20 protein-coding genes are annotated in these 25,783 nt (G+C 56.4%); 6 read left to right on the top strand and 14 right to left on the bottom strand.

The features are described 5' to 3' along the window. Positions 1–12: 12 nt before the first annotated feature. From SBL51_RS11515 to SBL51_RS11485, 7 genes are all read right to left on the bottom strand, one after another. The gene (locus tag SBL51_RS11515) at positions 13–1,188 is read right to left on the bottom strand and encodes a hydroxymethylglutaryl-CoA reductase (RefSeq protein WP_317931078.1); all 1,176 of its coding nucleotides are present in this window, start codon (positions 1,186–1,188) and stop codon (positions 13–15) included. Positions 1,189–1,243: 55 nt separating this feature from the next. Next, positions 1,244–1,705 (bottom strand): thioesterase family protein, encoded by a 462-nt coding sequence (locus SBL51_RS11510; RefSeq protein ID WP_317931077.1) that lies wholly within the window; start codon positions 1,703–1,705, stop codon positions 1,244–1,246. After that, positions 1,705–2,871, bottom strand: coding sequence for an iron-containing alcohol dehydrogenase (locus SBL51_RS11505; protein ID WP_317931076.1), 1,167 nt, complete (start codon positions 2,869–2,871; stop codon positions 1,705–1,707). Before SBL51_RS11505 ends, SBL51_RS11510 begins: the two co-directional genes overlap by 1 nt. A gap of 768 nt (positions 2,872–3,639) precedes the next feature. After that, on the bottom strand, positions 3,640–4,464 hold the full coding sequence (nagB, locus tag SBL51_RS11500) for a glucosamine-6-phosphate deaminase (RefSeq protein WP_317931075.1): 825 nt from the start codon (positions 4,462–4,464) through the stop codon (positions 3,640–3,642). A 19-nt stretch (positions 4,465–4,483) separates the two neighbouring features. Beyond that, positions 4,484–5,329: a PIG-L deacetylase family protein gene (locus tag SBL51_RS11495; protein ID WP_317931074.1), complete on the bottom strand. Its 846-nt coding sequence runs from the start codon at positions 5,327–5,329 to the stop codon at positions 4,484–4,486. A 374-nt stretch (positions 5,330–5,703) separates the two neighbouring features. After that, the gene (sigJ, locus tag SBL51_RS11490) at positions 5,704–6,600 is read right to left on the bottom strand and encodes an RNA polymerase sigma factor SigJ (protein WP_317931161.1); all 897 of its coding nucleotides are present in this window, start codon (positions 6,598–6,600) and stop codon (positions 5,704–5,706) included. Beyond that, positions 6,600–7,154, bottom strand: a complete 555-nt coding sequence (locus SBL51_RS11485; RefSeq protein ID WP_317931073.1) for a hypothetical protein — start codon at positions 7,152–7,154, stop codon at positions 6,600–6,602. Before SBL51_RS11485 ends, sigJ begins: the two co-directional genes overlap by 1 nt. Before the next feature lie 184 nt (positions 7,155–7,338). On the opposite strand from SBL51_RS11485, the gene creD reads away from it, so the two are divergent. From creD to SBL51_RS11460, 5 genes are all read left to right on the top strand, one after another. Further along, positions 7,339–8,709, top strand: coding sequence for a cell envelope integrity protein CreD (gene creD, locus SBL51_RS11480; RefSeq protein WP_317931072.1), 1,371 nt, complete (start codon positions 7,339–7,341; stop codon positions 8,707–8,709). Positions 8,710–8,802: 93 nt separating this feature from the next. Continuing rightward, entirely contained in the window at positions 8,803–9,738 is a 936-nt protein-coding gene (locus SBL51_RS11475; protein ID WP_317931071.1) for a D-2-hydroxyacid dehydrogenase, read from the top strand. 93 nt (positions 9,739–9,831) lie between these two features. Beyond that, positions 9,832–11,163, top strand: coding sequence for a tRNA 5-hydroxyuridine modification protein YegQ (gene yegQ / locus SBL51_RS11470; RefSeq protein ID WP_317931070.1), 1,332 nt, complete (start codon positions 9,832–9,834; stop codon positions 11,161–11,163). Between the two features lie 419 nt (positions 11,164–11,582). Beyond that, positions 11,583–12,257 (top strand): polymorphic toxin-type HINT domain-containing protein, encoded by a 675-nt coding sequence (locus SBL51_RS11465; RefSeq protein ID WP_317931069.1) that lies wholly within the window; start codon positions 11,583–11,585, stop codon positions 12,255–12,257. Between the two features lie 15 nt (positions 12,258–12,272). Next, on the top strand, positions 12,273–12,551 hold the full coding sequence (locus tag SBL51_RS11460; RefSeq protein WP_317931068.1) for a DUF2185 domain-containing protein: 279 nt from the start codon (positions 12,273–12,275) through the stop codon (positions 12,549–12,551). 337 nt (positions 12,552–12,888) lie between these two features. Here SBL51_RS11460 and SBL51_RS11455 read toward each other — a convergent pair whose 3' ends face one another. From SBL51_RS11455 to SBL51_RS11435, 5 genes are all read right to left on the bottom strand, one after another. Further along, a complete protein-coding gene (locus SBL51_RS11455; protein WP_317931067.1) occupies positions 12,889–13,878 on the bottom strand; it encodes an endonuclease/exonuclease/phosphatase family protein in 990 nt (329 codons plus the stop codon). Positions 13,879–14,148: 270 nt separating this feature from the next. Then, positions 14,149–14,616, bottom strand: coding sequence for a Cys-tRNA(Pro) deacylase (ybaK, locus tag SBL51_RS11450; RefSeq protein WP_317931065.1), 468 nt, complete (start codon positions 14,614–14,616; stop codon positions 14,149–14,151). Positions 14,617–14,650: 34 nt separating this feature from the next. Beyond that, the gene (locus SBL51_RS11445; RefSeq protein ID WP_317931064.1) at positions 14,651–14,830 is read right to left on the bottom strand and encodes a DUF3012 domain-containing protein; all 180 of its coding nucleotides are present in this window, start codon (positions 14,828–14,830) and stop codon (positions 14,651–14,653) included. A gap of 118 nt (positions 14,831–14,948) precedes the next feature. Then, positions 14,949–17,282 carry a penicillin-binding protein 1C gene (pbpC, locus tag SBL51_RS11440; protein ID WP_317931063.1) on the bottom strand — a complete coding sequence of 778 codons (2,334 nt, stop codon included), beginning with the start codon at positions 17,280–17,282 and terminating at the stop codon, positions 14,949–14,951. Further along, positions 17,279–23,014 (bottom strand): alpha-2-macroglobulin, encoded by a 5,736-nt coding sequence (locus SBL51_RS11435; RefSeq protein ID WP_317931062.1) that lies wholly within the window; start codon positions 23,012–23,014, stop codon positions 17,279–17,281. The genes pbpC and SBL51_RS11435 overlap by 4 nt, the downstream gene beginning before the upstream one ends. Positions 23,015–23,488: 474 nt before the next feature. Between SBL51_RS11435 and SBL51_RS11430 the strand changes: the two genes are divergently transcribed. After that, positions 23,489–24,049, top strand: a complete 561-nt coding sequence (locus SBL51_RS11430) for a hypothetical protein (RefSeq protein ID WP_317931061.1) — start codon at positions 23,489–23,491, stop codon at positions 24,047–24,049. 8 nt (positions 24,050–24,057) lie between these two features. Here SBL51_RS11430 and SBL51_RS11425 read toward each other — a convergent pair whose 3' ends face one another. Then, on the bottom strand, positions 24,058–24,648 hold the full coding sequence (locus tag SBL51_RS11425) for a hypothetical protein (RefSeq protein WP_317931060.1): 591 nt from the start codon (positions 24,646–24,648) through the stop codon (positions 24,058–24,060). A 229-nt stretch (positions 24,649–24,877) separates the two neighbouring features. Further along, the gene (locus tag SBL51_RS11420; protein WP_317931059.1) at positions 24,878–25,513 is read right to left on the bottom strand and encodes a LysE family translocator; all 636 of its coding nucleotides are present in this window, start codon (positions 25,511–25,513) and stop codon (positions 24,878–24,880) included. Between the last annotated feature and the right edge of the window lie 270 nt (positions 25,514–25,783).

Raw genomic sequence — 25,783 nt, 5'->3', positions numbered from 1 at the left:
ATGATGGCTAATTTAAGGGCGGTTGCGCCCATATTGATCATGGCTGCTGACCCACTCTTCGGAAACCACCGCTGCCCCCAGTGATATCTCGCCACACAAAACCGTTGCCGCAAAAATTTCGGCGAGTTTTTTGGCTTTACCCTGTCCGTAACAGCCAAGTGCTTCCAAACACTCCTTCTGTGTGGCCAGGCCGGTGCCGCCACCGTAAGAGGCAACGATCAGTGACGGCAGGGTAACCGAGTAGTAGTAGTCGCCATCGGGTGTCACTTCGGCATAAACCAAGCTGGCATGGGATTCGGCAACATTTGCCTCATCCTGACCGGTGGCGATGAACATGGCGGCAATACCGTTAGCCGGGTGTACGCCATTGTGCACGGCACCGGCCATAAGCCCGCCCAACTGTGACGTTTTGCGGGCGGCGTACATCGCCTCCGGTGAGGTGTGTAATTGCTCAATAACCAGTTGTCTGGGTAGGGTAATCTCTGCCACCACCCGTTTGCCGCGGGTATGCAGGGTATTCAGTGCTGAGTGTTTTTTATCGGTATCCATATTGCCCGATAAAAAGTAGTAACCAATACCGGGCGGGTAGCTGTCGGCAATCCATTGGCAAGCGGCATAGGTCGCTTTGCCGGTCATGTTTTGTCCGGCAGCATCACCGGTGGTGTAGTTAAAACGCAGGTAAAGCATACGCGACGCGGAGTATTGCTCGATATTTCTCAGTCGCCCGCTGCGGGTGGTTACCTCGGCAGCGGCTTTAATGGCTGAGAAATTCTCGGTAACCCACAAAGAAAAATCCCGGGCTTCGCGCGCGTTATTGAAGGCGAAGACGGGTGCTCGCTGCATGGCATCATCGACGACAGTAGTTGTGATTCCGCCAGCCTGACGGGTAAGGCGCATGCCGCGGTTATAACTTGCGACCAGTGTGCCTTCGGTGGTGGCCATAGGTACAAAAAAATCCCCTTGGGCATGTTCGCCGTTCACGCGCAATGGACCGGCGAACCCAAGGGGTACCTGCACCACACCGGTAAAATTTTCAATGTTGCCTGGCAGAATGGCCGGATCAAACGAGAATTTACTGGTATGTTCTAATGCGGCTCCGGTCTGCTCTTCAACAAAGCGGCGTCGTTTGGCAGCTGCTTCACGAGAGTAGTCGTTGTCGCGTTCTCTTGGGATGTGTAAGGAAGTCACTTTGTCCCTCCGCTATTATTAGGTCAAAGATAATTACCCGTTGGGCAACCTGTTATTAGAATTCTGTAGCGAGCATCGCCTCCAGGGCGGGTCGCATCGCTTCGGGTATCGATACCGGTGTCTCTGTCGCACGATCAACAAACACGTGGGTGAAGGTGCCGTAGGCGGCAGCACTGTTTTCGCCGGATTTAAATATCCCTATGCCATATTGAATGGAGCTGTTGCCAATTCGGTTTACCCTAAAGCCACCCTCTATGGCTTCGGGAAAAGCGATGCCCTGTTTATAGCTGCACTGTGAATGGACGATGTAACCAATTGCCGCGCCGTGGTGGATATCCAGGCCACACTTTTGAATTAAAAAGGTGTTGGCGACGGTATCAAAATAGGAGTAGTAGTGAACATTATTAATGTGGCCGTAGATATCATTGTCCATCCAGCGAGTAGTGATGGGCATAAACCAGCCATAGCTGCGGCGCAGGGAAGGATCTACTGTGGGGGTAACACTGCCTGTAGTCATTACATGCCTCGATAAGCGTTTTCGTAGATTGCCAATGCATCTGCTTCGGTAACCTGACGAGGATTATTGATAAGTAACCGTTGCTGCATCATGGCATCTTTCGCCAGCATCGGTAAATCGGCATGGGGTACCTTGGCATCGGCCAAGGTTGCAGGCAATCCGAGTTTTTCAATCAGCTGCAGAAAATAGTCGATAAGTTGATCGGCCTTGGCGGGTGCTGCGCTGCTTAATTGCTCGGCAGGGAGGATAATTTCAGCAAGCTCGGCATACCAATTGGCAGCTGCCTCGGCATTAAATTTAAGTACGTGAGGCAGTACCAGCGAGTTGGTTAATCCGTGGGCGAGATGGTAGTGGCCACCTAAGGGGTAAGCTAACGCGTGGACCGCTGCTACCGGCGCATTGGCGAAGGCCTGACCAGCCAGGCAGGCGCCAAGTAACATGGCTTGACGCGCCTGAAGGTTGCCGCCGTTGTGAGTCGCCTCGACGATATTTTCAGCCATTAGTGTTAATGCATGGCGGGCCAGCATATCGGTGTAGGGATTTTTTTTGTGGACACTGGTGTAAGCCTCCACGGCGTGCACCATGGCATCGACGCCGGTCATAGCAGTTATAGCGGGCGGTAGTCCCAACGTTAATTCGGCATCAAGCAGGGCGACATCGGCAATTAACTCCTGAGAGACGACACCCATTTTGGTGGTCTCGCCGGTGGTGACTATGGCTACCGCGGTCACCTCGGAGCCTGTGCCGGCCGTAGTGGGAATCATAATTAACGGTAAGCGTTTGCCCCGAACCTGGTCCACGCCATAGATGTCGGCAAGCTGCTCGTTGGAGTTGGCCAGCAAGGCAACCAGTTTGGCGGTATCCATCGAGCTGCCCCCACCAAAACCGATAACACCATCAATCGCAGTCTGCTTTGCCATGGCTACCGCTTCGAGGACTATCTGCTCTGGTGGATCGGCAACAACACTACCGTAAACCGTGTGTGGCAGATCGGCGTGAATAAGCTGGTCGGTGAGTCGAGTCAGCATGCCCAACTGGACGATACCCGGGTCTGTGACAATCAGCGGGCGTTTAATATTCAGACGTTGGCAGATGGCTCCTAGCTGAGCAAGACTCCCTGGCTCGCTAACAATGGTGCGGACGGTGTTGAAGGTGAATGCTTGCATGGGCATATTCTGCTGTGGTGACTGGTAACCGTTTTAATAATTATTTTTCTGTTAGTGGTCTGGCAGTTGTTGTGCGCCTGCGTAAGGTTCGCTGGCTGAGTCGTTTTACTAAAATTATTTAACCATTTCTGTTGTTTGAAAATTTCAACAGTTGGAAACTTCAATGGTCGGAAATTTTTATGGCTATTGCGTTTGCTTGTGTTCTTGCCTGTTTTTCCGCCTGTTTTTCTGCGTGTTTTTCAGCCGATTTGCTTGTCTATTTTGTTCTGCAGAATACGGCGCGGACAATGTGCTAAAGATTAAAAGTTTGGGCAATAGGAACAATAGCAATTTCAACCATAGTAGTGTGCCAAAAGGATCGAGGGAAAAGTGAGCGGCGGGCGCCTGGGCAGATCTACAGGGTTGGACTTTAAAGTGAGTGCCATAATTGGTTTGGGCCCCAAGGACGCCCTCAGGACTGCTGGCGAGGTGGTGTGGGGGAGTAGATAATAGCTCGCTTGCTAACCCGCAGTGGCGGCCCAATTCGAGGGTGCAGGAGTCATAAGGTCATGGCGTTTGTCCGCCGATTAGCCAGTGGGATTTGTAAAGAGGTGGATGGTTGGTGCTGCCAATAACCAAAAATTCCAGTGCCGCAAACAAAGCCAAGCCAGTGAGCCGTAGCGACGATAGCGAAATCTGTTGCAGTGGGCAGCCCACTGCAACAGGCTCTCTAAACTACGGCTCCGGCCCTGGGCTTATTATTAAACTGCGCTGTGTATAACCACTTATTCAGTTATGAAACCATGGATCTTCATCGGCGCTACCGCCGTGCTTGGCGGCGATGGAGTCGTTCTGCAACTGCACCCACTGGTAGTAGTCGAGGTGTTCCAGTTGCGAGGCCGCCGCCTCGTCCAGAATAACCCGCACCCGTTGGTGCTGTTGTAAAACGGTTGCCGGGTGCATGGCTGAGATCGCCCCCTCCACCGTATCTTTGATGGCTGCCGCTTTGTGCTCGCCGGTTGCCAGCAGCAGTATGCGGCGGGCATCGAGAATAGTGGCGATACCCATGGTCACTGCCATGTGTGGTTGAAAATCGCCCTCGTTAAAGAGCCGGCTGTTGTCTTCGAAGGTGCGTTGGGTAAGCACTTTTACCCGGGTGCGCGAGCCCAGGCTGGAGCCTGGCTCATTAAAACCAATATGGCCATTACCGCCGATACCCAGTAGCTGCAGATCAATACCGCCGGCGGCGACGATGCGCTGCTCGTAATCGGGCCCCACCGATCTTGGGTCCTGGCCGGGGGAGCACTCTGGCAGATAGGTACGCGCCGGGTCGATATCAATGGTATCGAACAGGTGTTTGTTCATAAAACTGCGGTAGGAGTGTGGGCTGCTCGACTGCAGCCCAATGTACTCGTCCAGATTAAAACTGGTTACCCGCTTGAAGCTGATCTGGCCTGCCCGAAAGCGATTGATGAGCACCTCGTAGGTGGCGATGGGGGTTGTGCCTGTGGCCAGCCCCAATACCGCCCTGGATTTAAAATCCAGCAGGTTACAGATCATATCGGCGGCGTACTCGGCGACCTGCTGGCTATCTTTAAAGATAAAAACTTCCATGCTGCTGCTTCCTTGGGTGTCAGGTGTTAAAGGCTTGCCAATGTGCACGGACTTCCCGATCAAAACTGGTCAGGATAGTCTGCCAATAGTCGTCCACTGTGAGTGTCTCGTCGGCCACCAGCGGCATTAGGTCGAGGGCAAAACTGATGGCGCTGACGGCATCGGTTTGGTGGGATTCGGCAAAGGTGGCATGCGCTTTGGAACGGGCCAGTGCTGCCTGGTCATACTGTTTGCCACCGGCAATTTGCGAGGCGAACTGGCCAATCAATGCCTGCCGAAGCTGCGGGTACGGGCTCACATCCAACACCGCCTTATAGGTTGTCGGCAGCCAATCGAGATCCCGCCAGAGCTCCCCGCCCAAAATGTGTAGCGGGCGCTGGGTGGCAGCCATTTTGCGAACTGCGGCCAGGCTCTGCAGACAGCAGCCAACATGGGTCTGGTGGCGGTCGATAAAGTTGTGCAGGTAGAGGGTGGTGGGCTGGCAGGCGTTGAGCAGTTGCCAAAGTTGGTCAATTAACTGCGCATTGCTGACAGCCTTAACGGCGGCGCTTGCTACCCCCAGTTGAATCACCGCACTGTATTGCCCGAGCTCGGCGGCGGCAATCTGCTCCTGGCGACGGATGGCCACCATTTCGGTGTCGCTGTAGTGGCCGAAGGGGCCACTGCGCGGCGAGCCGGCACCATCGCAAATGACGATTCCGGTAAACCATATATCTGGCTGCTGATAACCGGCGGCAATGCCGTGGTAGGCCAACAGCTCAAGATCATCGGGGTGGGCCACTATCGCCAGGTGGGTGGTGCGCGCCAGCGCCTCTGGCAGTGGTGTGCCATCGGGTATATGGATATCGAGCTGGTCAAATGTCATACCATTACTTCTGCTGCTGAACCGACTGTCTGCAACAACTATCGGCACTGATTCTCTCTGTTGCAAGTGGGAAAAAGGCGAAACATCGGAATTAAATGTAATCAGGCGGGAATGCAGGGGGCGGGCGGCATAGCGTTTATTAGCAATTCGGTTGGCTTAAAACACCCTATTTGTGCCGAGAAAGTGGTAATACGCGAATATTTTGCGGATTAGTGGTCATTACCCAGGCGGTTGCTACACTCAAGAATAGCGCCCTGGTGCCGTTACCCTGTTCATTGTCGGGCACCGGCCGCTCGCGCAAAAACAGAACTGTTAGCCGGTGAGTACCGGCTCTTAACAGAGAATGCTGGTAACCCAGTCAGTATGAGGTGCACTTATGAAAGCTTTTCTGCAACTGTTTCTGATACTCGAACCAATTTGTGCGGATTACGCACAATGTAAATGTGGTTGATCCGATCATCACTGCAATCGATGGTTAACAACTGCTCCAGTTGGTTGTTAACACTCGCCACCAGGCTGGGTTGGCCATTGACCAACCCCAGCCAGCCGGAAACCTGAGCCCTGGGATCCAACTTGCGGTGAAACACCGCCACCAGGAAACGGATAATCTTTTCGGCCCCGAAAATCGGCCGCAGGGCCGCCAACTTAATGCCGCCGCCATCGCTGGTGAGCACCGCATCTCTGGCCAGCAATTTCGTTAACGCCTCCACATCGCCTTCGGCTGTCGCCTGCAGAAAAGCACTCAGCAGCTGTTGATGCTGGGCTGTTGATGCGCGTTTACCTGGGCGGGCGTCAGTCACCGAACGTCTGGCCCGGCTGGCCAGCTGGCGAACGGCCACCTCGGAGCGCCCCAGTATGCTGGTAATCTCCGGGTAGGAGTGGTCAAACACCTCGCGCAAAATAAATACCGCCCGTTCCAGTGGTGTTAATCGCTCCAGCGTAAGCAGCAGCGCAAAGGAGAGGTCTTCGGCGTATTCGGTCAGAGCCTGGGCCGATAAATAGTCGCTGTCGATAATGGGTTCCGGCAACCAGGGGCCCGTGTAGCGCTGGCGTCGGTTCTGTTCCTGTTGCAGGCGGTCCAGGCAGAGGTGCGAAACCACGGTGGTGAGGTAGGCATCCGGGTTATCGATGGTGGTCATGTCGACCCTCTGCCACTTCAGCCAGGCATCCTGCAGCAGGTCCTCGGCGTCTGTCAGTGTGCCCAGCATGCGGTAGGCGATGCCAAGCAGACGTGGGCGGTTGCGCTCAAAATCAGACGCCAGTGCCATCATCACGCCCGACCCTCCATGTGTCGTCCCAGAGCAATAGTGCTCTCTCCCAATTGCAGTTGTGTGCAGGCTTGGCTGTGGCCGAGCCCTTTTTTTACCATCGGGTATAACCGGGCCGCCTGAGTGACCACGGCCAGCTCAACCAGGCCGCTGTCACCAAACCGCTGCACGATGGCCTGTTGCGCTTCGGGCAGTGTGGCGCTGTTGGCCATCAGCGCCTGTGCATAGTGGTAGGCCAGGGCGTTATCCGGGCTTAATTGTTCCGGCTTGTGCAGGAGCGCGGCGCGTATCTCGGCCTCGGCCATGCCGGCCTCGGCGGCTATCTGTACCTGCAGCTGCAGGCAGGGGCCGCAATCCTCGTGGCGCATGGCTACCAGCTGCGCCGTGCACTTCACGCTGGCAGGAATCCGCCGGGCTTTACCCAGGCGATTGCCAATCTGTAAAAATTGGCTGGTCAGTGCCGGTTGATGCTGCAGCATGTAGTAGAGGTAGCTGACGTCGTAGTGATAGTGGTTGCCAAAACGGGTGATCATTTTGCGGGTAAGCCAGTTTCTCATGGAATCTCCTTGCTGGGGTTGTGATTAACCCCTTGACGCTATCCACCCCCGGTTTGTGACAAATTATTTTATTTTTTTGTCGGTCCTATTCGCGAGCATGGCCGCTGCCACAATTAGCCATAATTCCACCCCGGAAAAGTCAGCATTGCCCGTTAGGCTGGGCGGACTACTCAGGAGGGGTGTTATGCAAAAACAGTTGGCGATTAAAATTTTAATGATTTTTGCACTGGCGTTGCTGGTGTTGATTCCGATCTCGATGGTAAGTCACAAGGTGAGTGAGCGCTACAGCTACCAGTTGGCCGCCAAGGCCTCGGTGGCGGAGAGTTGGACTGGGTCACAGCGCCTGATGACACCGGTGCTGGTGATTCCCTACCAGGTGGCGGTACCCAGCCGTTCTGCAGATGGTGTGCAAACCGAAAACCTGGTGGATAGCCGGTTGGTGATTCCCGCCCAGGCGGCGGAGATCAATACTGTGGTTGATAGCCAGTACCTGATGAAAGGCATCTACAAAATTCCGGTCTATAACAGCAAGATTTTACTGCAAGGCCATTTTGCCGCCGCCGATATTCAGAGCAAGTTGCGCTCAATTGAGCAGGAGGAGCGTTTTCACAGTGTCGGCACGCCTTACCTGTCGCTGCATGTGGGTGACGTGCGTGGTATTGATACCGCGCCCAAGGTGAGCATCAATGGCGAGCCGCGTCCTGCGCAACCCGGCAGTGGTATGAGTGGGTTGGCTACCGGGGTGAGTGTTTATTTATCGAACCTGAAAAACAGTGAACAGCCGCTTCACTTTGCGTTTGAGTTGTCGTTGCGTGGCACAGAAGAGTTAACGTTTATTCCCGTGGGCGACGAGGTGAAGGTGACTATGCAGTCCACCTGGCCACACCCGGAATTTATCGGTGCCCAGCTACCTGGCACTCGCGCGGTAAGCGACGACGGCTTCAGCGCGGCCTGGTCAACCACGCAATACTCCAGCAATAACAGCAATCTCATTAACCGCTGTTTTACCGAGCGCCAGTGCGAGCCCATTCTCACCAGTGGCTTTGGTGCCCGTTTGATCGAGCCGGTGGATGTCTATCTGCAATCGGAGCGTACGGTGAAGTACGCCATGCTGTTTATCGGCTTGAGCTTTATCACCTTTTTTATTTTCGAACAGCTTAAGCGCATTCGTATCCACCCCATTCAATACGCCTTTGTCGGTTTGGCAATCTCGCTTTTTTATCTGCTGTTGATCTCCCTGGCCGAGCACATCGCCTTTGGCCTGGCTTATGCGCTCGGTGCCGTCAGTTGCTGCGGGCTATTGCTCTTTTACGTGCGCCATATGCTGCACAGTTTTCTCTCGGCACTGCTGTTTGCCACTATGCTGCTGGGGTTGTATGGCCTGTTGTATGTCATCGTGCAGGCGGAGGATTACGCTCTGCTGATGGGCTCGATTTTGGTATTCGTCATTCTCGCCGTAGTGATGATGGTGACCCGCAAAATCGACTGGTACGACCTGGCCGAGGCCAGCCGCAGCAATTCGGCCAATTTGGAATTGAACTTCGCCGCCGATTAACCGGGCTTTCGTCATTGACTGCCGGGCGGCCAGGCTTTTCAATAACCGCCTCGTTTGATTATTTGGCTCAGGTATTGGTTGGAACAGCTCGGCATGAATGGCAACACAGGATTTAAAGCGGTATTTCTGGATGCCGCCACCCTCGGTGACGACATCGATCTCGGCCCCATTCGAAGGGCGGTGGCCGAGTTGCGTCTCTACCCGGGGACAACACCCGAGCAGTTGCTCGAGCACCTGGGCGATGCCGAGCTGATTCTCACCAATAAAGTGGTCATCCCCGCCAGCGTGATGGCCGGCCGCAAAGCCATACTGGTGCTGGCCACCGGCACCAATGTGGTGGATGTGGCCGCGGCCGAGCAGCTCGGCATTCCGGTGATGAATGTGGTCAATTACGGTACGCAAACGGTGGCCCAGCACACCCTGATGCTGATGCTGGCCCTGGCCGCGCGTCTGCCGCGCTATCAACAGGCGGTGGCCGCCGGCGCCTGGCAACAGAGCCCGCTGTTTTGCCTGATGCAATTCCCCACCACGCAGCTGGCCGGTAAAAACCTGCTGCTGGTGGGCTCCGGTACCCTGGGCCAGGCGGTGGCCAAGCTGGCGGAGGCGTTTGCCATGCGTGTGCAATTCTGCGCCCGCCCCGGCGCCACAAACGACTCCCGGCCAAGCTTTGGCTCGCTGTTGCCCGTGGCGGATGTCATCAGTTTTCACTGCCCGCTAACGCCCCAAACTCAACAACTGTTAAACCGCGAAACCCTGGCGCAGGTAAAGCCCGGCTGCCTGGTGATCAACTGCGCCCGGGGCGGTGTTATCGATGAGCTGGCCTGCCTGGCCGCGCTGACGCAGGGGCGCCTGGGTGGCCTGGCGGTGGATGTGCTGCCGGCGGAACCGCCCAAAGATGGCCACCCGTTATTGGCCGCGTTGAATGAGTCGCTCAACCTGATTGTCACACCGCACAATGCCTGGATCAGCCCCGAAGCTCGCCAGCGCATTGTCGATCTGACGGCGGAGAATGTTCTTCGTTTGTCCTAGCTCAACTGCCGGGCAATCAGGCGTGGTCCGGGGACTGGGTGGCCCCTATAATCCGGCGCCTCCCATTAACCGGCCCCCTAATATACTCCCGTCATGACTATCGAACTTCTCTCCCCCGCGGGCACCCTGAAAAGCATGCGTTACGCCTTTGCCTACGGTGCCGATGCCGTGTACGCCGGCCAGCCACGCTACAGCCTGCGGGTGCGCAACAACGAATTTAACCGCCTGGAGAATATCGCTTCGGCGATAGAAGAGGCCCACCAGATGGGCAAGAAGTTCTATCTGGCCTCCAATATCAGCCCCCACAACGACAAGGTACGCAGCTATCTGCGCGACCTGGAGCCGGTGATCGCCATGCGCCCGGATGCGCTGATTATGAGCGACCCGGGGCTGATAATGCTGGTGCGCGAGGCCTGGCCGGAACAGGAGGTACATTTAAGCGTGCAGGCCAATGCCGTTAACTACGCCACCGTCCGCTTCTGGGCCAACCAGGGTATTCGCCGGGTGATCCTCTCCCGCGAGCTCTCCCTGGATGAGGTGGCCGAGATTCGCCAGCAGTGCCCGGATGTGGAGCTGGAGGTGTTTGTCCACGGCGCCCTCTGCATCGCCTATTCCGGCCGTTGTTTACTCAGTGGCTACATGACCCACCGCGACTCCAACCAGGGCGCTTGCACCAACAGCTGCCGCTGGCACTACAACGTGCACGAGGCGCAGGAGAACGAGACCGGCGATCTGATTGCCGTTGACGCCGAGCACTGGTTGCCGGAGAGCGAAGTGCCGGCGGTGTTGCTGCAGGAGAAGAGCCGCCCGGGTGAGTACCTGCCCGCCTACGAAGATGAGCACGGCACCTACATCATGAACTCCAAAGATCTGCGCGCGGTGCAACATGTACAGCGGTTGGTGGAGATCGGTGTGGAGAGCCTGAAAATCGAGGGGCGCACCAAATCCCACTACTACGTGGCGCGCACCGCCCAAGTCTATCGAGCGGCGATTGATGCCGCGCTGCGCGGCGATGGCTTCGATATGAACTGGATGGCGGAGCTGGAGCACCTGGCCAATCGCGGCTACACCGAGGGCTTCTATCGTCGCCATGTACCCAGCGAATATCAAAATTATGAGCAGGGGGTATCGGCCAACACTGCGCAGCAGTTTGTGGGCGAGGTCACCGCCATCAACCGTGCCCACAACAGCCTCACCATCGATGTCAAAAACCGTTTCTGTTTGGGCGATGAGATGCAACTGGTTACGCCAGCGGGCAACTACACCTTTTCCCAATTTGAGCTGTGCAACAGCGCCGGTGAGCCGATAGAGGTGGCGCCGGGTTCGGGCCATGTAGTGCAGCTGGCGCTGCCGCAAATCGCCGAGCTAAGTGACGACGCACTCAACTACGGCTTGCTAATGCGGCACCTGCCTAATCAGTTGTAAGTACAAAGGGTCATAGGCTGATCAATGCTCTGCTCATCCATCTCACAGGGCTAAATGGTCTTCTGTTCATCTGCCTCTGTAACGCTTGATTTGTGAAGCGCATCAGCTAATGAGTGCTGCGGATTCTTTTAGCCACAACAGAGCCACCTGCTAGCCTTTTACCGCTATGCCCCCAGGCTATCTTCCAGTGAGCCATGCTATCGTCAGTGGCCCATGCTATCGCTCCTTGACCTTGTGCTATCGCTCCCAGATCTCTCGCTATCGCTTGCTAGCCCCTCGCTATCGCTTTTGGGCTTTCTCTGTTTGATTATCGCTATGAAAAGTGAAGTGTCAGTCCGCCATTTTCATTTTTCCATTTTCGAAAATGAATAATCCTGTCTGCCCGGACATAGTTCTGCCTATCCAATAGTATCGAAGATGTGGTGCTTGGTGAAAAACTCTGGGCGAAAAATGTGGAGACTGGCGAACAGGATTGGAAGCCGGTTACCAAAATCTTTATAGAGCCGGGCCGCGGTATCTATGAGATTAACCTGCTAGGTGGTGACGGTTTTGAACAGAAAATCGAAGCTACGGATGATCACCCGTTTTATGTGGTGGGGCAGGGTTGGAAAGCTACTATTGAGTTGGAAGTTGGTGATCGTATTGAGACCGATGGCGATGGGCCTATGGTCGTCGTCTCTGTGGTTGATGAAGAGCGGCAGGATTTAACTTATAACTTTACTGTTGCGGATTTCCATACTTATTATGTTACTGAGCGGAATGTTTTGGTGCATAATTGTTCGATTGGTGGTGGGGATGTTGCAAAGAGTGCGACTAAAAACAGAGTAAAACTGCGGAAGTCAACTCGTGAGCAGATAGATGCAAATCAACCCAAGAACGCCAATGGAGAAATGGTCGATCCACATTCAGGCGATCCGCTTAAACCAGGGGAGATTGATGTTGGACATAAGCCTGGGCAGGAATGGCGAAAGCGTGCGGTGATGCATGAAGAACGGGGAAGTACTCGGAGGGAGGTTATTGAAGCTGAGAATAATCCCGACCTGTATCATCTAGAAGATAGATCAAGCAATCGCAGTCATCGGTACGAAGAATAATTCGCGGTGGAAAATATGAAAATTGGCTATGTGATAATAAGCAGCGAGATTGTGTTGTCAGGAAAACCAGTTGGTTATTTCTATCGAGAAGAGCCTGATAACGAAAATGATAGTGGATGGCGATTTTTTTCTGGAGATGAATCCCAAGAGTTTGCTGATGATCCGCAAAATTTTATGATGTATAACGTTTCTACAATAGTTGAATTAGATCCATCTGTTGCAAGTTATTTGCGCCATGAACAACCGGTGGCATTCGAAAGAAGCGGTGAGGCATTTATACAAGTTGAGGAATAAGTTACAAAGAATGCAAGCAAGTCTATGGGGAATCAAAATAGGACATGTCTTTGGGGGCAGGCCTTACATTTGACATATGTGAATGTAAGGCCTGATAAACATAAGGCGACCTCACCCCAGTCACGTGCCTTTCTGTGAGTGAGACGTACAATGATCGTCGACCAAAACAACTCATTGGAGGCTGCCATGCCACTCTACTGCGGAATCTATTTGCGCTCAAACAATTCCTTAATATGCGTAATCAATGAAAAAGATAAACGCTTAAAAGAAATTAATGAGGCGCTCAACTACGGTTTGCTGATGCGGCATATCCCTAGTTAATGGCGACCGGAATCCGCTAGACATTAAATTCCGCTAAAAAAGGCGCATGGTCGGACTCCGGGTATTTTCGGTCGGAGGCAAACGGCAGGCTCTCATCGTGCAGATTTTCGTTGTGAATGTGGGCGCTGTGAAAATAGGGCAGCAGCGCCTGGGAGATCAGCATATGGTCCAGCAAATTACCCCGGCCCTGGTGCAGGTGCGAGTAGCGGATTGACTCGGCAATGCCGAGGCTGCAGGGCACCAGCACCGTATGACGCAAATCCGGATTGTCGGTGTTCTCCACCCGGCCACAAATAGCCTCCACCGGCACCTCGCCGGGCTCGGAATTAAAATCCCCACAGACAATAATTTTGGCATTCGGGTCCTGCGTGAAGAGCTGGTCCAGCAGAATGCGGGCTTCCAGCGCCTGGCCCACCCGTTTGATGGAGGAGAGGAAGTAACCTTCGGCCCAGCCGGCGGCGCTTCGCCAATGGAAGCCCAGTTTTTGGCCGGGGATGTTGGAGGCCAGGCGGGATTTCAGATGCAGATTAAGAATATGTACCAGCCCCAAGTCTGGCACCGTCACCTGGGCATGCAGAATGGGGCGTTCCCAGGTCACCTCTTTGGCGTCATCTTCGCCGGGTTGGGCGGTCACCTTTCGGTACTGCAGGGTATCGATCACCGAATTGCGGTACTGATTAAAATCGAGGCCAAACAGCGGGTTCACCAACACCAGCAGGTTGCGCACATCGTAGGGGGTGTTACTGCTGGTGACCGTGTGCGCCTTTAAATAATTTTGGTAGCGGGTACCGCTGAGCACCTCGTCCAAGGCGGCAAAGTTGCGCTTGGGGTTGCTGGAGGTGTGCTCGGGCAGCTCTTGGGCGTGCACCTCCTGCAGGCAGAGAATGTCGGCATCAAGGCGCAGCAAATTACGCCGCAGCACCGGAGCCCGCTCAGCCAGAATGGGGTTTTTGCCGTCGGGTTTATCGTCCAGATTTTCCACATTAAAGGTTGCGATCTTGAGCATGCTCTTCTCCTCCGCCTTGATTGCGTTCGGCTGCCACCGGGGCACGGATTTATTATTGAATAACGGTTAGTAGCACTGTGCACAGATGGCGAAGAGAGTACCACTTCCTGTTAATGGCGGAGCAGTTGTAATTAATTTTGTGTGACGCCATTGCTCAGGTTGGGGCTGTAACCGGAATAATGCGAAAGCCAAACGGAGTAATGCTATTAGCGGAGTTCGTGTTATTTCCCGAACGGCTAAAGAGGGGTGGTGGCGTTGCGCAGGGAGCTGTTAACGGCCGATCTCGCCCAGGCTTCCGCGGGTAAGCGTCAGCAGGTCGTTGGCCGCGAGTTCAATCTCCAGCCCGCGCCGGCCGGCACTGACGTAGATGGTGGGGAAGTCGTTAGCGCTGCTGTCGAGCACGGTGGGCAGCAATTTTTTCTGGCCCAGTGGGCTGACGCCGCCAAGCACGTAACCGCTGCTCTTCTCCACCAGTTTTTTATCGGCCATGGCCACTTTTTTGCAGCCCAGGGCCTTGGCCATTTTTTTCAGGTCCAACTGCCCGGCCACGGGTACCACCGCCACGGCCAGCTGCTTGTTGTCATTGGCCACCACCAGGGTTTTAAAAACCCGGGCTTTGTCCAGCCCGAGCTTTTGCGCCGCCTCCTCACCGTACGATTCGGCATTGGCATCGTGTACGTATTCGTGCACCTGATAGGCAATATTGAATTTTTTGGCGAGGTTGATAGCCGGGGTCATGGGTTTAATTGCTCAACAGCGGGCTAGGGTCAAATTAGTCTTTGCTGGCTTTAAAAATACAGTACTTGGTGTAATCCGCCGCTTCATTGGCTGTCCAGTCGCCGGAGGGCTTGTCGGCCATTTTCTTGCACCAGGCGTCGCTGCCGACTTCGGGTTGGCAAGCGGCAAGCAGTGCGGTGAGGGTGAGGAGGGTTAAAGCGGCGATCTGTTTCATACCTGTTTCCAATGCTCGTGTTTAATGAACCCGATTCGATGGGTTATCCGGCCGCAGAGAATAATACAAAGCGGGCCGGCTCTCCAGCCGCGTTAGCAGGCTGGCATTTGAGCAATGGCTAGCGGTCGGCCTTCAGCTGTACCTTGTGGCTGGCGCTGCGGCCCAGGTCATCGACCACGGTAATCTGATAACTGCCCGGTTGCCCCTGCCAAAACAGCGTCTCATTTTTTTTGCCCGAACCAAAGTAGGCATCGTCAATAAACCAGTGCACCTGCTCGACATCGCCATCGACGGTGGCGGTTAGCGGAATGGCGGTTGGCTGCTCGTCCGACAGGCGCACGATGTAGTCCAGGGATGGGCGCGGCGAAACGATAATGGGCGCTTGGCCACCGGCGCTGGTCTGGTCCAGTTGGCAGTCGCTGTCGAACGGTGGCGGTGCCTGAAAGGAGATGCCGGCCTGATTAAAGATGGCCACCAGGTCCGAGGGCCAGAAGGCATAAACCTTGAGCTCACTCGCCTCGCTGCTCTGCCAACAGGCGCGCTTGCCGGTTTTGGGGTTGATGGCCACCGGCCGGTAGATATTGGAGAGCTTGATGGGCGAGACGCCGGGAATAAACCAGGCCGATTTCGCCTGTGGGCAGTACTTCTGGTAGAGATCGCCGGTGTCGGCGCAGACCTGCAGTTGCTTGATGTTGAGGCCGCTCATATTGAAGGCATCGCTCACCTGCCAGCCGGGCCCGGGTTGCAGGGCATTGAACAATTTAAAGAGCAGCGGCCCGGCGGCGGTGCGGCCAATAAAGGATTGGTTGCCACTGCCGTCAAAATTACCCACCCACACGGCCAATACATAGGGGCCTGAGACTCCCACCGCCCAGGCATCGCGAAAGGCCCAGGAGGTGCCGGTTTTCCAGGCTACCTGGTTGTGCGCCCGCTCACTGTCGATCGCCAAACTGCCGGGGGCGGGGTTGTCTTTCAAAATATCGAGGGTCAGGTAACTCGCCTCCCGGCTGAGCAGCCGCCGCGCTGGCGCGCGCTCTGCGTTGGCCAACAGCCGGGGTTGGCTGTAGTCCCCGCCATTGGCAAGCATGGCGTAGAGCCCGGCCAGCTCCAGCGCAGTCACCTCACCGCCGCCGAGGGCCAGGGCCAGGCCGTAGTGCTCGGCCGGTTGCAGGCCCTCTACGCCGGCGTCGTGCAATAGTTGATAAAAGCTGCGGTTTTGCAGTTCGGCCTGCAGCGTTACCGCCGGCACGTTGCGGCTCTCAATCAGCGCCCGCCGGGCACTGATGGGGCCCAGGAACTGCTTGTCGTAATTCTCCGGGGTGAAGCCACCGTACTGCCTGGGGGCATCTTTCAGCAGGCTCTCCGGGTGGATCAGCCCCTCGTCCATGGCCAGAGCGTAGACGAAGGGTTTCAGCGCCGAGCCGGGTGAGCGCTTGGCGGTGGTGCCGTTCACCTGCCCCTGGATGGCGTTGTTAAAGAAGTCGGCGGAGCCCACCATCGCCTCAATCGCCATGGTCTGGTAATTGATTAATAGGGCGCTGGCGTTGTGGATACCGCTGTTGCCTTTGGCGACCACGTAGTCGGCCAGCACCTGGCCAAGCTTCTGTTGCTGGCCCAGGTTGAGGGTGGTGGTGATCAGGCCGCTATCCCAATAGGGCAGTTGCGACTGCAGGTAGTTGATGAAATGGGGCGCTTTGAAGGGCAGCGCCTGGGGGCCGGTTACGGCCAGAGGCAGCTGAAAATATTTGGCGCGGGCCACCGACTCCGGGTGCTGCTCCTGCCAGCGCTGCCAGAGGCGCTCGCGGGCGGCCAACAGCGGCTGCTGGTTCTTTTTAGTGGGGGCGCGCTGATTGGGGTTTTGCGGCACCACTGCCAGGGTTAGCGCTTCCACCAAATTGAGCTGGGCGGCGGGTTTGCCAAAGTAGATCAGGCTGGCGGCGCCTATGCCTTCGATGTTGCCGCCGTAGGGCGCGAGGTTCAGGTAGGCTTCCAGAATCTCCTGCTTGGAGTAGTGGCGGGAGAGCTGCAGTGCCCGCACTATCTGTTCTACCTTGCCCAGGCCGGTATTGGAGGCGATGCCCCAGCGCAGGCGCGCCACCTGCATGGTGATGGTGGAGGCGCCCACCCGGCGATGGCGATCGATATAGGTGGCATAAAAGGCCCGGGCCAGGGCTGGAAAATCGACTCCGGGGTGTTGGTAGAAGTGCTGATCCTCGTAGAGCAGGGTGGCTTCAACAAACTCAGGGCTGATCTTCGCCAGGGGCGTGTAGATGCGATAGCGCTCATCCTGGGCCAGGGTGAGTTGCAGCAGCTGGCCGGAGCTATCCAGGTAGGCTTTGGAGTAGGGCACATAGTGCTTTAACTCCGGAGTTGGGCAGAACAGCCAGCTGAGGAAAAGCAGTACGGCAATCACCGCCGTAACCCGCGCGGTGATTGTCAGTGTGCGCCTCATTGTGAGGCCGTTACCGTAAATTGCCCGGCGGCGGTGTAGGCGCGCACGCTGCGGTCGTACATGGCTTCGGCGTAGGCCGGTGGCACCACAAACTGCCCGGCGGCGGTCAGTTTCACCCGGTAGGTCAGCTCCCGTACGGTGCGATCAAAGCTGCCGTAAAACACCACCCGGTCTTCTCGCACGTCGACATAGTCGGCGCGCCAGCCCATGGTTTTGCGGGGCACGGAGCTGCGGATAATTTCAAAGCCGCCCGGCAGCAGATCAATCACCGCCACATTGCTTAACGGCTGCTCGGTTAAGGCTCGAATTTTCACCTTAACGTTGAGCTCGCGGCCCTGCTTGAACTCATGCACTTCATTGCCGGCGTCATCAAAATATTGGCGGCTGATCTCCAATCCCTGGCGCAGGTCGCTGGTGGGCAGTTGTTGATCAAAACCGTGTTGATTGACCAGGTAGAAGAGCGAGCTGTCGCCATCGACCGCCACCGATTTTAGGCCATTGCCAAGCAGCGCATGGCTGAAGGGGGTGGGCAGGGTGGTGAGCGACTGTTGCTCGCCGGCGGCGTTGGTGGCCAAAAAGCGAATGGCCGCATCGGTGGCTTCGGCGCCGCTGATTTTGCCATAGGCACTCAACGCCAATATGGCATAGGCCGAGGAGATGGTGTTGTAGTCACCTTTAAAGATTTTACCGGTGAGCTGCTCAATAAATTCCCCATCCAGCCCGGCGGCCTCTTTTTCAAAGTGTTTGGCCAGCAGGTAGACATACTGCGCGTCGATTGCCAACGGCGAGTGGTAGTCGTCTGTGGCCGGGTAGGGCGCTTTGGGTCGATAGGCCTTCACCAGGCGCTCGGCCTCGTCGCCCATCTGCAGCATCTGGTAGGTGGCCGCCATGTAAACGGCGGTAATATCCTGGTGCCAAGCTTTGGGGTTCTGATCTTTGAGCGTCTCTTCCAGGTCGACCAGTGAGTTGGTGGTCACCTCACCCATACGCGTCAACAGGTAGATGGCGTTGGCGCGGTTGCGGGCCTGCTGTTGGCTATGGCTTGGCTCGCTGGCAAAGCGGCTGAGATAGCGTTGGCCGCGGCTCAGGATATCGGCCGGCACCGGGTAGCCCTGTTCCGAGGCATCCAGCAAAAAGTGGAGCGCGTAGATCGACGGGTAGTCGGCCGCTTCGGTGAGGCCGGGCCAGAGGGCAAAGCCACCATCGGCGGTTTGGCGCTCGCGCAGCCGGGTGATCAGTTGATCGAAGTGCTGACGTACCTCGGCCTGTTGTGCGCGATAGCCCGGGTGGGAGAGCAGTGCCATTAACGGGAATACCTGGCTCACCACCTGCTCGGTACAGCCGTGGGGGTAGTGTTCCAGGTAGCGGGTTAAACCATCCACCAGCACCAGCGGGCTGGCCGAGGCTGCCACCGACTGGTCGGCTAGCTCGGGCAGCAGCTGGCGTGTCAGTGGCAGCTCCACCTTGTGCTTATCGCTGAAGCCGCTGTCGAAACTGGCGTAGTAGGGGATGGCCGGGCGCACGCTCAGGCTGACACTGCGTGTGGCCTCCTCCTGGCCGTGGCGGGCGGTCAGGGTGAGGGTGGCGGCACCGAGCTTGTCGGTGGCACGCACCATAAAGCTAAAGCTTCCCTCATCGCCCTCACCAATGGTCAGTTGCGCACGGCTATCGCCAACAATGGCCAAATGCTCCGAGCTGCTCACTGCCACCTCAATTTGGGCATCTTTACCCGAGCCCTCAATAATATTGGCGACCCCGACCGTCACTTTAAATTGATCGCCAGGTGCGGCCTGGGTGAGCACATTGGGTGAAATGACAAACGGGCCGCGTACCAGCGCGGTGGAGCTGGCGGAACCGACCGCGTCATCGGCGACGGCCACGGCCATTACTTTCAGCTGGCCGGCAAAGGTGTTGGGCACAGTAAAGCTGACGCTGCGCTCTTCGCTATCGGCATCGACAATGCCCGACCAATAGACTGCCGGGGCATCGGTTTTGCGGGCAAATGGATTGAGATTTTTGGCGAGCGCCTCGGCCATCATCATGTCACCACCACTGGCGGAGAGCCGGCGCTGAATGGAGACCTCCGGCAGAATCAAGTCCAAAATCTGTTGGGTCGTCACATCCAGGGCCCGTTTTTTCAAAAAGTGGCCAAGTGGGTCTGGGGTGTGCACACCGGCCACCTGCAAAATACCCACGTCCACTGCAAACAGGGCGATTCTGGCCGGTTGATTGGTTTGGTAGTGAATGGCCATCGGCTTGCCCGGGCGCACGATTTTGTCGTGCGTTAATTCGATCTCCACCCGGCGGCGGCTCTTATCAATGGAGAAGGGCTCCACCGCGTAGCTGAGCGGGCTGGTAAAAATCTCCTCGGAATCCGGTGCCCGCACAAAGGCGACATTGACGTAGGCATTGCCTTCGAGTGTCTCTGGAATTTTAATGGACTGCAGGCTGCTTTCGGTGGCTGTTTTAAACCACTGGTGGCTGATGACGTGGTCGCTCTCGAGTGTGATCAACCCGGCCCCGGCGTAGGGAGCTTTGATGTTCATCTCAATAGTTTCGCCTGGTTTGTAGTCGCTTTTATTCAGCTTCAGCTGTAACTCGGCAGATTTATCGATAGTGCCGGCCAGGTTGGCAAAGCCCACCACACTGTAGGGCACACGTGCCAGCCGCTGTTGTTTGCTGTCGGTTACCTCGAGCCAATAGTCGCCGGGTGTGTGGGTGTCGAGCTTGAGCTCGGTACCGGCTTTGGCAATGGTGAAGGCTTGGCTGTTGATGACCTTCTTCCGCACTACGGTTTGGTATTCATAGGTGCCATTGCGCTGCCGTACCAGGGTGGAGATGGGCTCCTGTTGAATTACGGTGAGTGTTAAATCACCGGCATCAATTGGCGCCAGTGTGTTATCGATGGCGATAAAACTGACCGTACGGGTACTGTCGGCATTGATGTAATCGAGCTTGCCATCAGCCTGATAGCCAACCAATTGCGCCAGTGGCGAGACCAGCGCGCGATTGCTGGCAAAGACACTGCGGCCACCATCCTGGTCGAAGCCCTCAGCGGTAAAGTTCAACAGGTAGGTGCCTTGGTCGAAACGGGAGAGATCCAGTTCAAACTGAGCCAGGCCATCGGCATCGGTTTTCTGCTCCGGCAACTCGGTATCAATCGAGAGCGGTTCGCGATCTTTATCGAAAAAGGGATCGGTAAAGTGGTAGCTGCTGTATTCGGCAAATTTAAAATTAAACGGCTGTACACTGAGGTTGGCCAGCATGGTGCGCTCCTGGGCGGGGCTGCCGAACAGGTTCTGCAGTTGGGTTTGCGCGGTGATTTTGGCCGCTGTTGACCAGCCGCGCTCGCCAACATTTTGCAGTTCGCTGGTAATTTTCAGTGTGTCTGGTTGGAACTCCTCCACAGAGAAATCAACGTAACCCAGCTGCCGGCCGCGGTAGCGGTTGTCGCGCACCAGGTAGAGCGCGGCACTGTAGTCTCCGGTCTCTGTGGTGGCGCTGGTGGGGAACTGAAATTCTGCAAAGCCTTTGGCCGGCAGTTTGAAGCGGTGCACCTTTACCTGGTTGCCGCGCGGCCCGCGAATGGCCAACTCCACTGGAATTCGCTCCACATTGGCCAGGTTCGCCTGCTTGACGATGATGCCCAGGTTGGCCGCTTCGCCCGGGCGGTAGATGCCGCGGTCGCTGAAGAGATAGGCGTTGAGCGAGTCGTCGTAATAGTCGTTGGAGTGTTCACCGCCAATATCGAAGCGCGACAGATTTATTTGGCGGGTGTAGCGCTCGAAGGGAATAAACGAGGTGTCGCCCTCTTTGGTTACCAGGTAGACGGTGGGGAATTTTTCATCCTGCAGGCCGTCGGTTGCGGGAATATGCAGGTGGCCGCTGCTGTCGGTTTGCGCGCTGAACACCGGCAGGCCGTTTTTACCCAACAGCTGCACCTTAGCCGCCGCCACCGGGGCGCCACTGGCGATCGACTGTACATAGATATCGTGGCTCTGGTCGGCGTTATCTTTAACAATTAATCCTAAGTCGGTGATCAATACCAGGCGTTGATCGCGGGCGTTGTAGATCTCTTGCTCGTTGGTCTGGTTGTAACCGGTGGCGGTGACAAAAAAGAGGCCGAACCGGTTGCGCTCTTTGGCCAGGTAAGGGCTTAGATCAAGCGCGGCGTAGTTGGCCTCTTTGGGGTGCTTGGGGCTCAGCCGCACAATTTTCGTGTCGAAGCTGGCGATATTTTCCGGATTAAAATTCCAATTATTGAAATCGGGGTTGTTGATGTCACCGTAGGTTTGGCTGACCAGGTGGCTGATCTGTCCATCCAGCAGGCGGCCAATCGAGTATTTGATGGCGGGCACGCCCCGGGTGATCAGGCTGATGCTGTGCTCACCGGAGTTGCTCAGCACCGAACCCTCGCCGGCAATGGTCACCTCCTGCGGATAGTTGGGGGTGGAGAGCAGGTCGTCGTAAAACGAGGCGTGCACAAAGTTGTTAACCGAGCGCAGGCCGCTGTCGATTTTCAGGTAGAGCTGGCGATATTCGGGCGCTTCGATTTTTAGGTTGTACTGCTTGGCGGAGTCGCGCGCTGTTTCGAGCAGGGTAAACTCCAGCTTTTGGCCGCGTGTAAGCACTGCGTCGGTCACCTCCCGCGGGCTGCGCCAGTAGGCGCGGTTGCCATCCTCGTGCTCTTTGGGCAACAGATAAATCGCCAGCTTATTGAGCAGCTCCGTGCGTGTGATGGCATCGGTAAATTCCAGGGTGATTATCTGCTCGGGCTCATCCTTGGTGTTGCGCACAATGTCGGCGCTGGCATTCACAGTGAGAAAACTGAAGAGATCCGGCACCACCACTTTTTCCAACTCAATCTGGCGTGTGCCGGCGCCACCCAACAGCGATTGCACACCGGGCTCAATAGCCAGGCTCATGTAGTTGGTTTGCTCTGGCAGGGTTACCGGCTCGGACTGAATATAGGCCTCCCGGTTCTGCTCGTCGTAGCTCACCGTAAAGTGGTAGGTGGTGGGTTTGCGGTCGATGGTCTCGTCGCTGGGGCGCATAGTCATCTTCAGGTGTGACTCCAGCGAGGCTTTGTCCACCGGATGGCTGAAGGCGATGGTGGCCACCACCCGTCGCACCGACTCTTCGGTAGGATCCTGGTAGAACTCCATCTGGATAAATTCTGCGCTCATCTCCGGCGTGCTGACCAGCACCGGCTCGCCGTTTAACTCGGTGTCGGGGGTAAATACAGCAGGATCAAACTCCACTTCGTATTCGGTGCCGGCTGGCCAGTCGGTTTCCGGTACGAACTCCAGAGTACGATCACCCAGCCAGTACCAGTGACCAGCTTTGGCGGGAGAGAGGCTGATACCGGAGACCACCTCCTCCCCGACCAGGTCGATACGGGCCACGGAGGGGTCGCCCTCCGGGCGGGGTTGTTCTGGCTTGAGTAAGCTGAAATCGTAGTTGAACTCCAGGTAGAGAGCACTGGGTTCGGCCCCGGGGTAGTTGGGGGTGGGTTCAATCTCTGAAGTGTGCACCGCCACCAGAATGGGCTTGGGCAGTGATTGGTAGTAGAGGTAAGCGACCACGCCGGTCAGCACCAGCACGCTAAAAAGGCCTGAAGCAAGATTGTGGCGGCGGACAGAGCGCAGTAACAGGCGCAGCCAGGGTGGTAAATTCCAGGAGCCGACAAAAAATGCCAACAGTTTGAATGGAAGGAGGAGTACCTTCTTCATAGTGGTTCCTTGAGTCTCTTATGAATTTCCCTGCCTGGAAGGCAATACCTGAATTGCGCTACCTGGGCGGTCTGACTGCACTGACAAGTGTCGTTGCACGCGGCTGTACCGGTTAACTGCCTGCTATAGCATAGCAGGCTGTCTGGTCGAGAATGTGGCAAATCCTGGCATTGGTGGGATCAATTCTGCCGTGCGGCCGCCAAGGTATCGCTCGGCCCGGTGCTACAGGCGTTGGACGGACCGGAGGCATTTTCAGACAACTACCGCGGTAAGGGGCTGGCCGGGCATGGCCGATGTGGGCTTCAGCAACCGCCAGGCGATGGTTGCCGGGGCACTACCTCACTGTTGCAATTGACACTCTATTTAGTGAAGCTTGGCTGGTCGGCGGCAGTGTCCGCCAAGCCTATTCAAGTAATTACCGATCAATAATTAAAAAAGTGAGTAACACTTTACTTGCACGCAATAGGGGGCTGCATGGCAACGGATCAAATCGGTACAACCGGGCGTAAGGAGAAATTTCGTATCTTTCGCAAAGCGGAGGCCGACCCGGCCGCCGGCATTCCGATAATGAGCTATGAGCCTCTGTCGGAGGTGGCCGCCGCGGGCGCAGGAGAGTTGATCGCTGCCGGTATGGAGCATGGCCATGAGAATCGTCTGCTGTTTGCCGGTGGTGGTATGAGCCTCACCTATGTCTGGTTTAAAAGCGGCTACCCACTGCCGCGCCACAGCCACAATTCCGATTGTCTCTACTATGTGGTGGGCGGCTCGTTGAAAATTGGCCACGAAGAGCTGCAGGTGGGGGATGGCTTTTTTGTGGGTGCCGATGTTCCCTACAGCTATGTGGCCGGGGCCAAGGGGGTGGAGGTGTTGGAGTTCCGCGCTTCGGAGAGTTTTAACATTAAAATGTTGGCCGATAACCCGGCGTTTTGGCAGCGGGCACTGACCACGGTGGTGGCTCACAGCGCAGAGTGGCCGACGGAGAGCCGGCCGGGTGCTGTGCTGGAAGCTGAATCGGCAACAGCCACTGGTGATTAGCGCCGGTATTACTCGTCAGCGCCGGAAGCGTTGATGATATTGTTAAAACTGAAGCCGCGATCGATCTTGGCCAGCTCTTCCGATACCTCGACAGACAACTCCGCAACCGGCTTATTGGAGTAGATCACATAGCGCATCAAGGTTTCGGCGTAGGTCTGTTTATCTTTGTACTGGGAGTAGAAGGCAAACATTAAAGCGGCAATGCCGGTGACAGTGGTCTGTACCGTGGCGGATTTTATCCACTCCCACTTGTCGAGCCGCTCCTTAAATATCACCGTCAGCGAGGGCCACAGCAACACGGCAATGCCGGCCATCAGCGATAGCCAGAAAAAGCACTTATTCAAAATGGCGTAGCTGCGGGCTTTGATATAGACATCCATCGCCAGCAGATAGCGCCGTTCCGCCTCCGGCTTCTGCTCGGGGGCGGCCTGGTTCTTCATCGATTCCGCATAATGGATTAACAGCGACGCGCTGGTCTGATTGGGTGAGAAGCTTTTATCCGGAGACTCTTGGGCCGCGAGATCCCCAACGGCTGTGAACACGGGCAGGACGAACAGGGAGAGTGTCAGTAACAGGTGTAGTGCAGTTGGTCTGAGCATGATGGGCACCCGATGAAATGGGAGTGAAATCTTCGGCCCCTGCCGCGTTGCTATGTGTACCTTGATGCAAATTCTATCTTGGCGGGTTTAACGCGCGGGGCGTGCAGGCCGGCAAGGGTGTTTGCGCTTGCCGGCCTTTGCTTGGGACCTCTTTCAAAACTTCTCTTCGAACGCTTAAACAGCTGCCTACGCTACCGCGCAGTGGCGCCAGCGGCTACTGGCAGGATTGTTAAATTTGGCTGCTCAGGGCGAGTTTAATACCAAAATAGGCAAACAGGGCTCCACCGGCCCGGTTCAGCCAGCGGCTCACATGGCCACTTGCCTTTAATCGCCGGCTGGCCGAGGCGCTGGTCCAGGCCAACAGGTGGCACCAGAGCATACCGCTGCAGTTAAAGATCATCCCCAAGACGATAAATGCCAGTGCCTTATTGGCGGACTCCGGCTCGATAAACTGCGGCACAAAGGCGAGAAAAAAGAGGGCAACCTTGGGGTTGAGCACATTGGTGAAAAAGCCCTGCCGGTAGATCACCCTCAGCGGAGTTGGCAGTGGTGTGGCCACGGCCCCCTCGCTTGGCTTACCGCGGCTGATAATCAGAGTCATCGCCATGTAGAGCAGGTAGAGCGCCCCCAGGTATTTGACGACCGTGAACGCCAGCGACGAGGCGGCCAGCAGCGCCGAGAGGCCAAACGCGGCAATCAGTACATGCACGATGATGCCGCTGCCGATGCCCAGGGTCGCCGCCGAGCCCGCCTTAAAGCCCTGGCTGGCGCTGCGGCTGATCACAAACAGTGAATCGGGGCCGGGCAGGATGTTGAGCACAATCCCCGAGCCAATAAAGAGCCAGATATCGTTGATGCCGAGCACAGGCGCACCTCGCTGTTGTTTTGCCGTTTGTGGCAGCTTTGGGTAACGATGCCAGGAGTCGTTGCAGCCCCAGCGGTGGCCTGGTTTGGCTGACTGGGGGCCGGATGATTATCGGCCAGTGCGGCTGTGCTGCCAATGCCGAATCGCCTCGGCCGCCAATAAGAGGCGGCCTGATTCATGGCTGTCGGTGGCAGTGTGCGGCGAGGGTGTGATTGGCGGAGTTAGCCAGTATAATGCGCGGCTATTTGGTTGGCTGCCGCCAACGCCCCG

It is taken from the genome of Halioxenophilus sp. WMMB6 (genome assembly GCF_033283405.1).
Lineage (GTDB): Bacteria > Pseudomonadota > Gammaproteobacteria > Pseudomonadales > Cellvibrionaceae > Halioxenophilus.
The sequence above is the reverse complement of the archived record's forward strand: the minus strand, read 5'-3'. Positions and strand labels throughout refer to the sequence as shown.

Excerpts from the sequence above, each read along its gene's own strand:
- SBL51_RS11510 (WP_317931077.1), bottom strand. The coding sequence starts at position 1,705 with ATGACTACAGGCAGTGTTACCCCCACAGTAGATCCTTCCCTGCGCCGC.
- SBL51_RS11505 (WP_317931076.1), bottom strand. The coding sequence starts at position 2,871 with ATGCAAGCATTCACCTTCAACACCGTCCGCACCATTGTTAGCGAGCCA.
- nagB (WP_317931075.1), bottom strand. The coding sequence starts at position 4,464 with ATGGAAGTTTTTATCTTTAAAGATAGCCAGCAGGTCGCCGAGTACGCC.
- SBL51_RS11495 (WP_317931074.1), bottom strand. The coding sequence starts at position 5,329 with ATGACATTTGACCAGCTCGATATCCATATACCCGATGGCACACCACTG.
- sigJ (WP_317931161.1), bottom strand. The coding sequence starts at position 6,600 with ATGATGGCACTGGCGTCTGATTTTGAGCGCAACCGCCCACGTCTGCTT.
- SBL51_RS11485 (WP_317931073.1), bottom strand. The coding sequence starts at position 7,154 with ATGAGAAACTGGCTTACCCGCAAAATGATCACCCGTTTTGGCAACCAC.
- creD (WP_317931072.1), top strand. The coding sequence starts at position 7,339 with ATGCAAAAACAGTTGGCGATTAAAATTTTAATGATTTTTGCACTGGCG.
- SBL51_RS11475 (WP_317931071.1), top strand. The coding sequence starts at position 8,803 with ATGAATGGCAACACAGGATTTAAAGCGGTATTTCTGGATGCCGCCACC.
- yegQ (WP_317931070.1), top strand. The coding sequence starts at position 9,832 with ATGACTATCGAACTTCTCTCCCCCGCGGGCACCCTGAAAAGCATGCGT.
- SBL51_RS11460 (WP_317931068.1), top strand. The coding sequence starts at position 12,273 with ATGAAAATTGGCTATGTGATAATAAGCAGCGAGATTGTGTTGTCAGGA.
- SBL51_RS11455 (WP_317931067.1), bottom strand. The coding sequence starts at position 13,878 with ATGCTCAAGATCGCAACCTTTAATGTGGAAAATCTGGACGATAAACCC.
- ybaK (WP_317931065.1), bottom strand. The coding sequence starts at position 14,616 with ATGACCCCGGCTATCAACCTCGCCAAAAAATTCAATATTGCCTATCAG.
- SBL51_RS11445 (WP_317931064.1), bottom strand. The coding sequence starts at position 14,830 with ATGAAACAGATCGCCGCTTTAACCCTCCTCACCCTCACCGCACTGCTT.
- pbpC (WP_317931063.1), bottom strand. The coding sequence starts at position 17,282 with ATGAGGCGCACACTGACAATCACCGCGCGGGTTACGGCGGTGATTGCC.
- SBL51_RS11435 (WP_317931062.1), bottom strand. The coding sequence starts at position 23,014 with ATGAAGAAGGTACTCCTCCTTCCATTCAAACTGTTGGCATTTTTTGTC.
- SBL51_RS11430 (WP_317931061.1), top strand. The coding sequence starts at position 23,489 with ATGGCAACGGATCAAATCGGTACAACCGGGCGTAAGGAGAAATTTCGT.
- SBL51_RS11425 (WP_317931060.1), bottom strand. The coding sequence starts at position 24,648 with ATGCTCAGACCAACTGCACTACACCTGTTACTGACACTCTCCCTGTTC.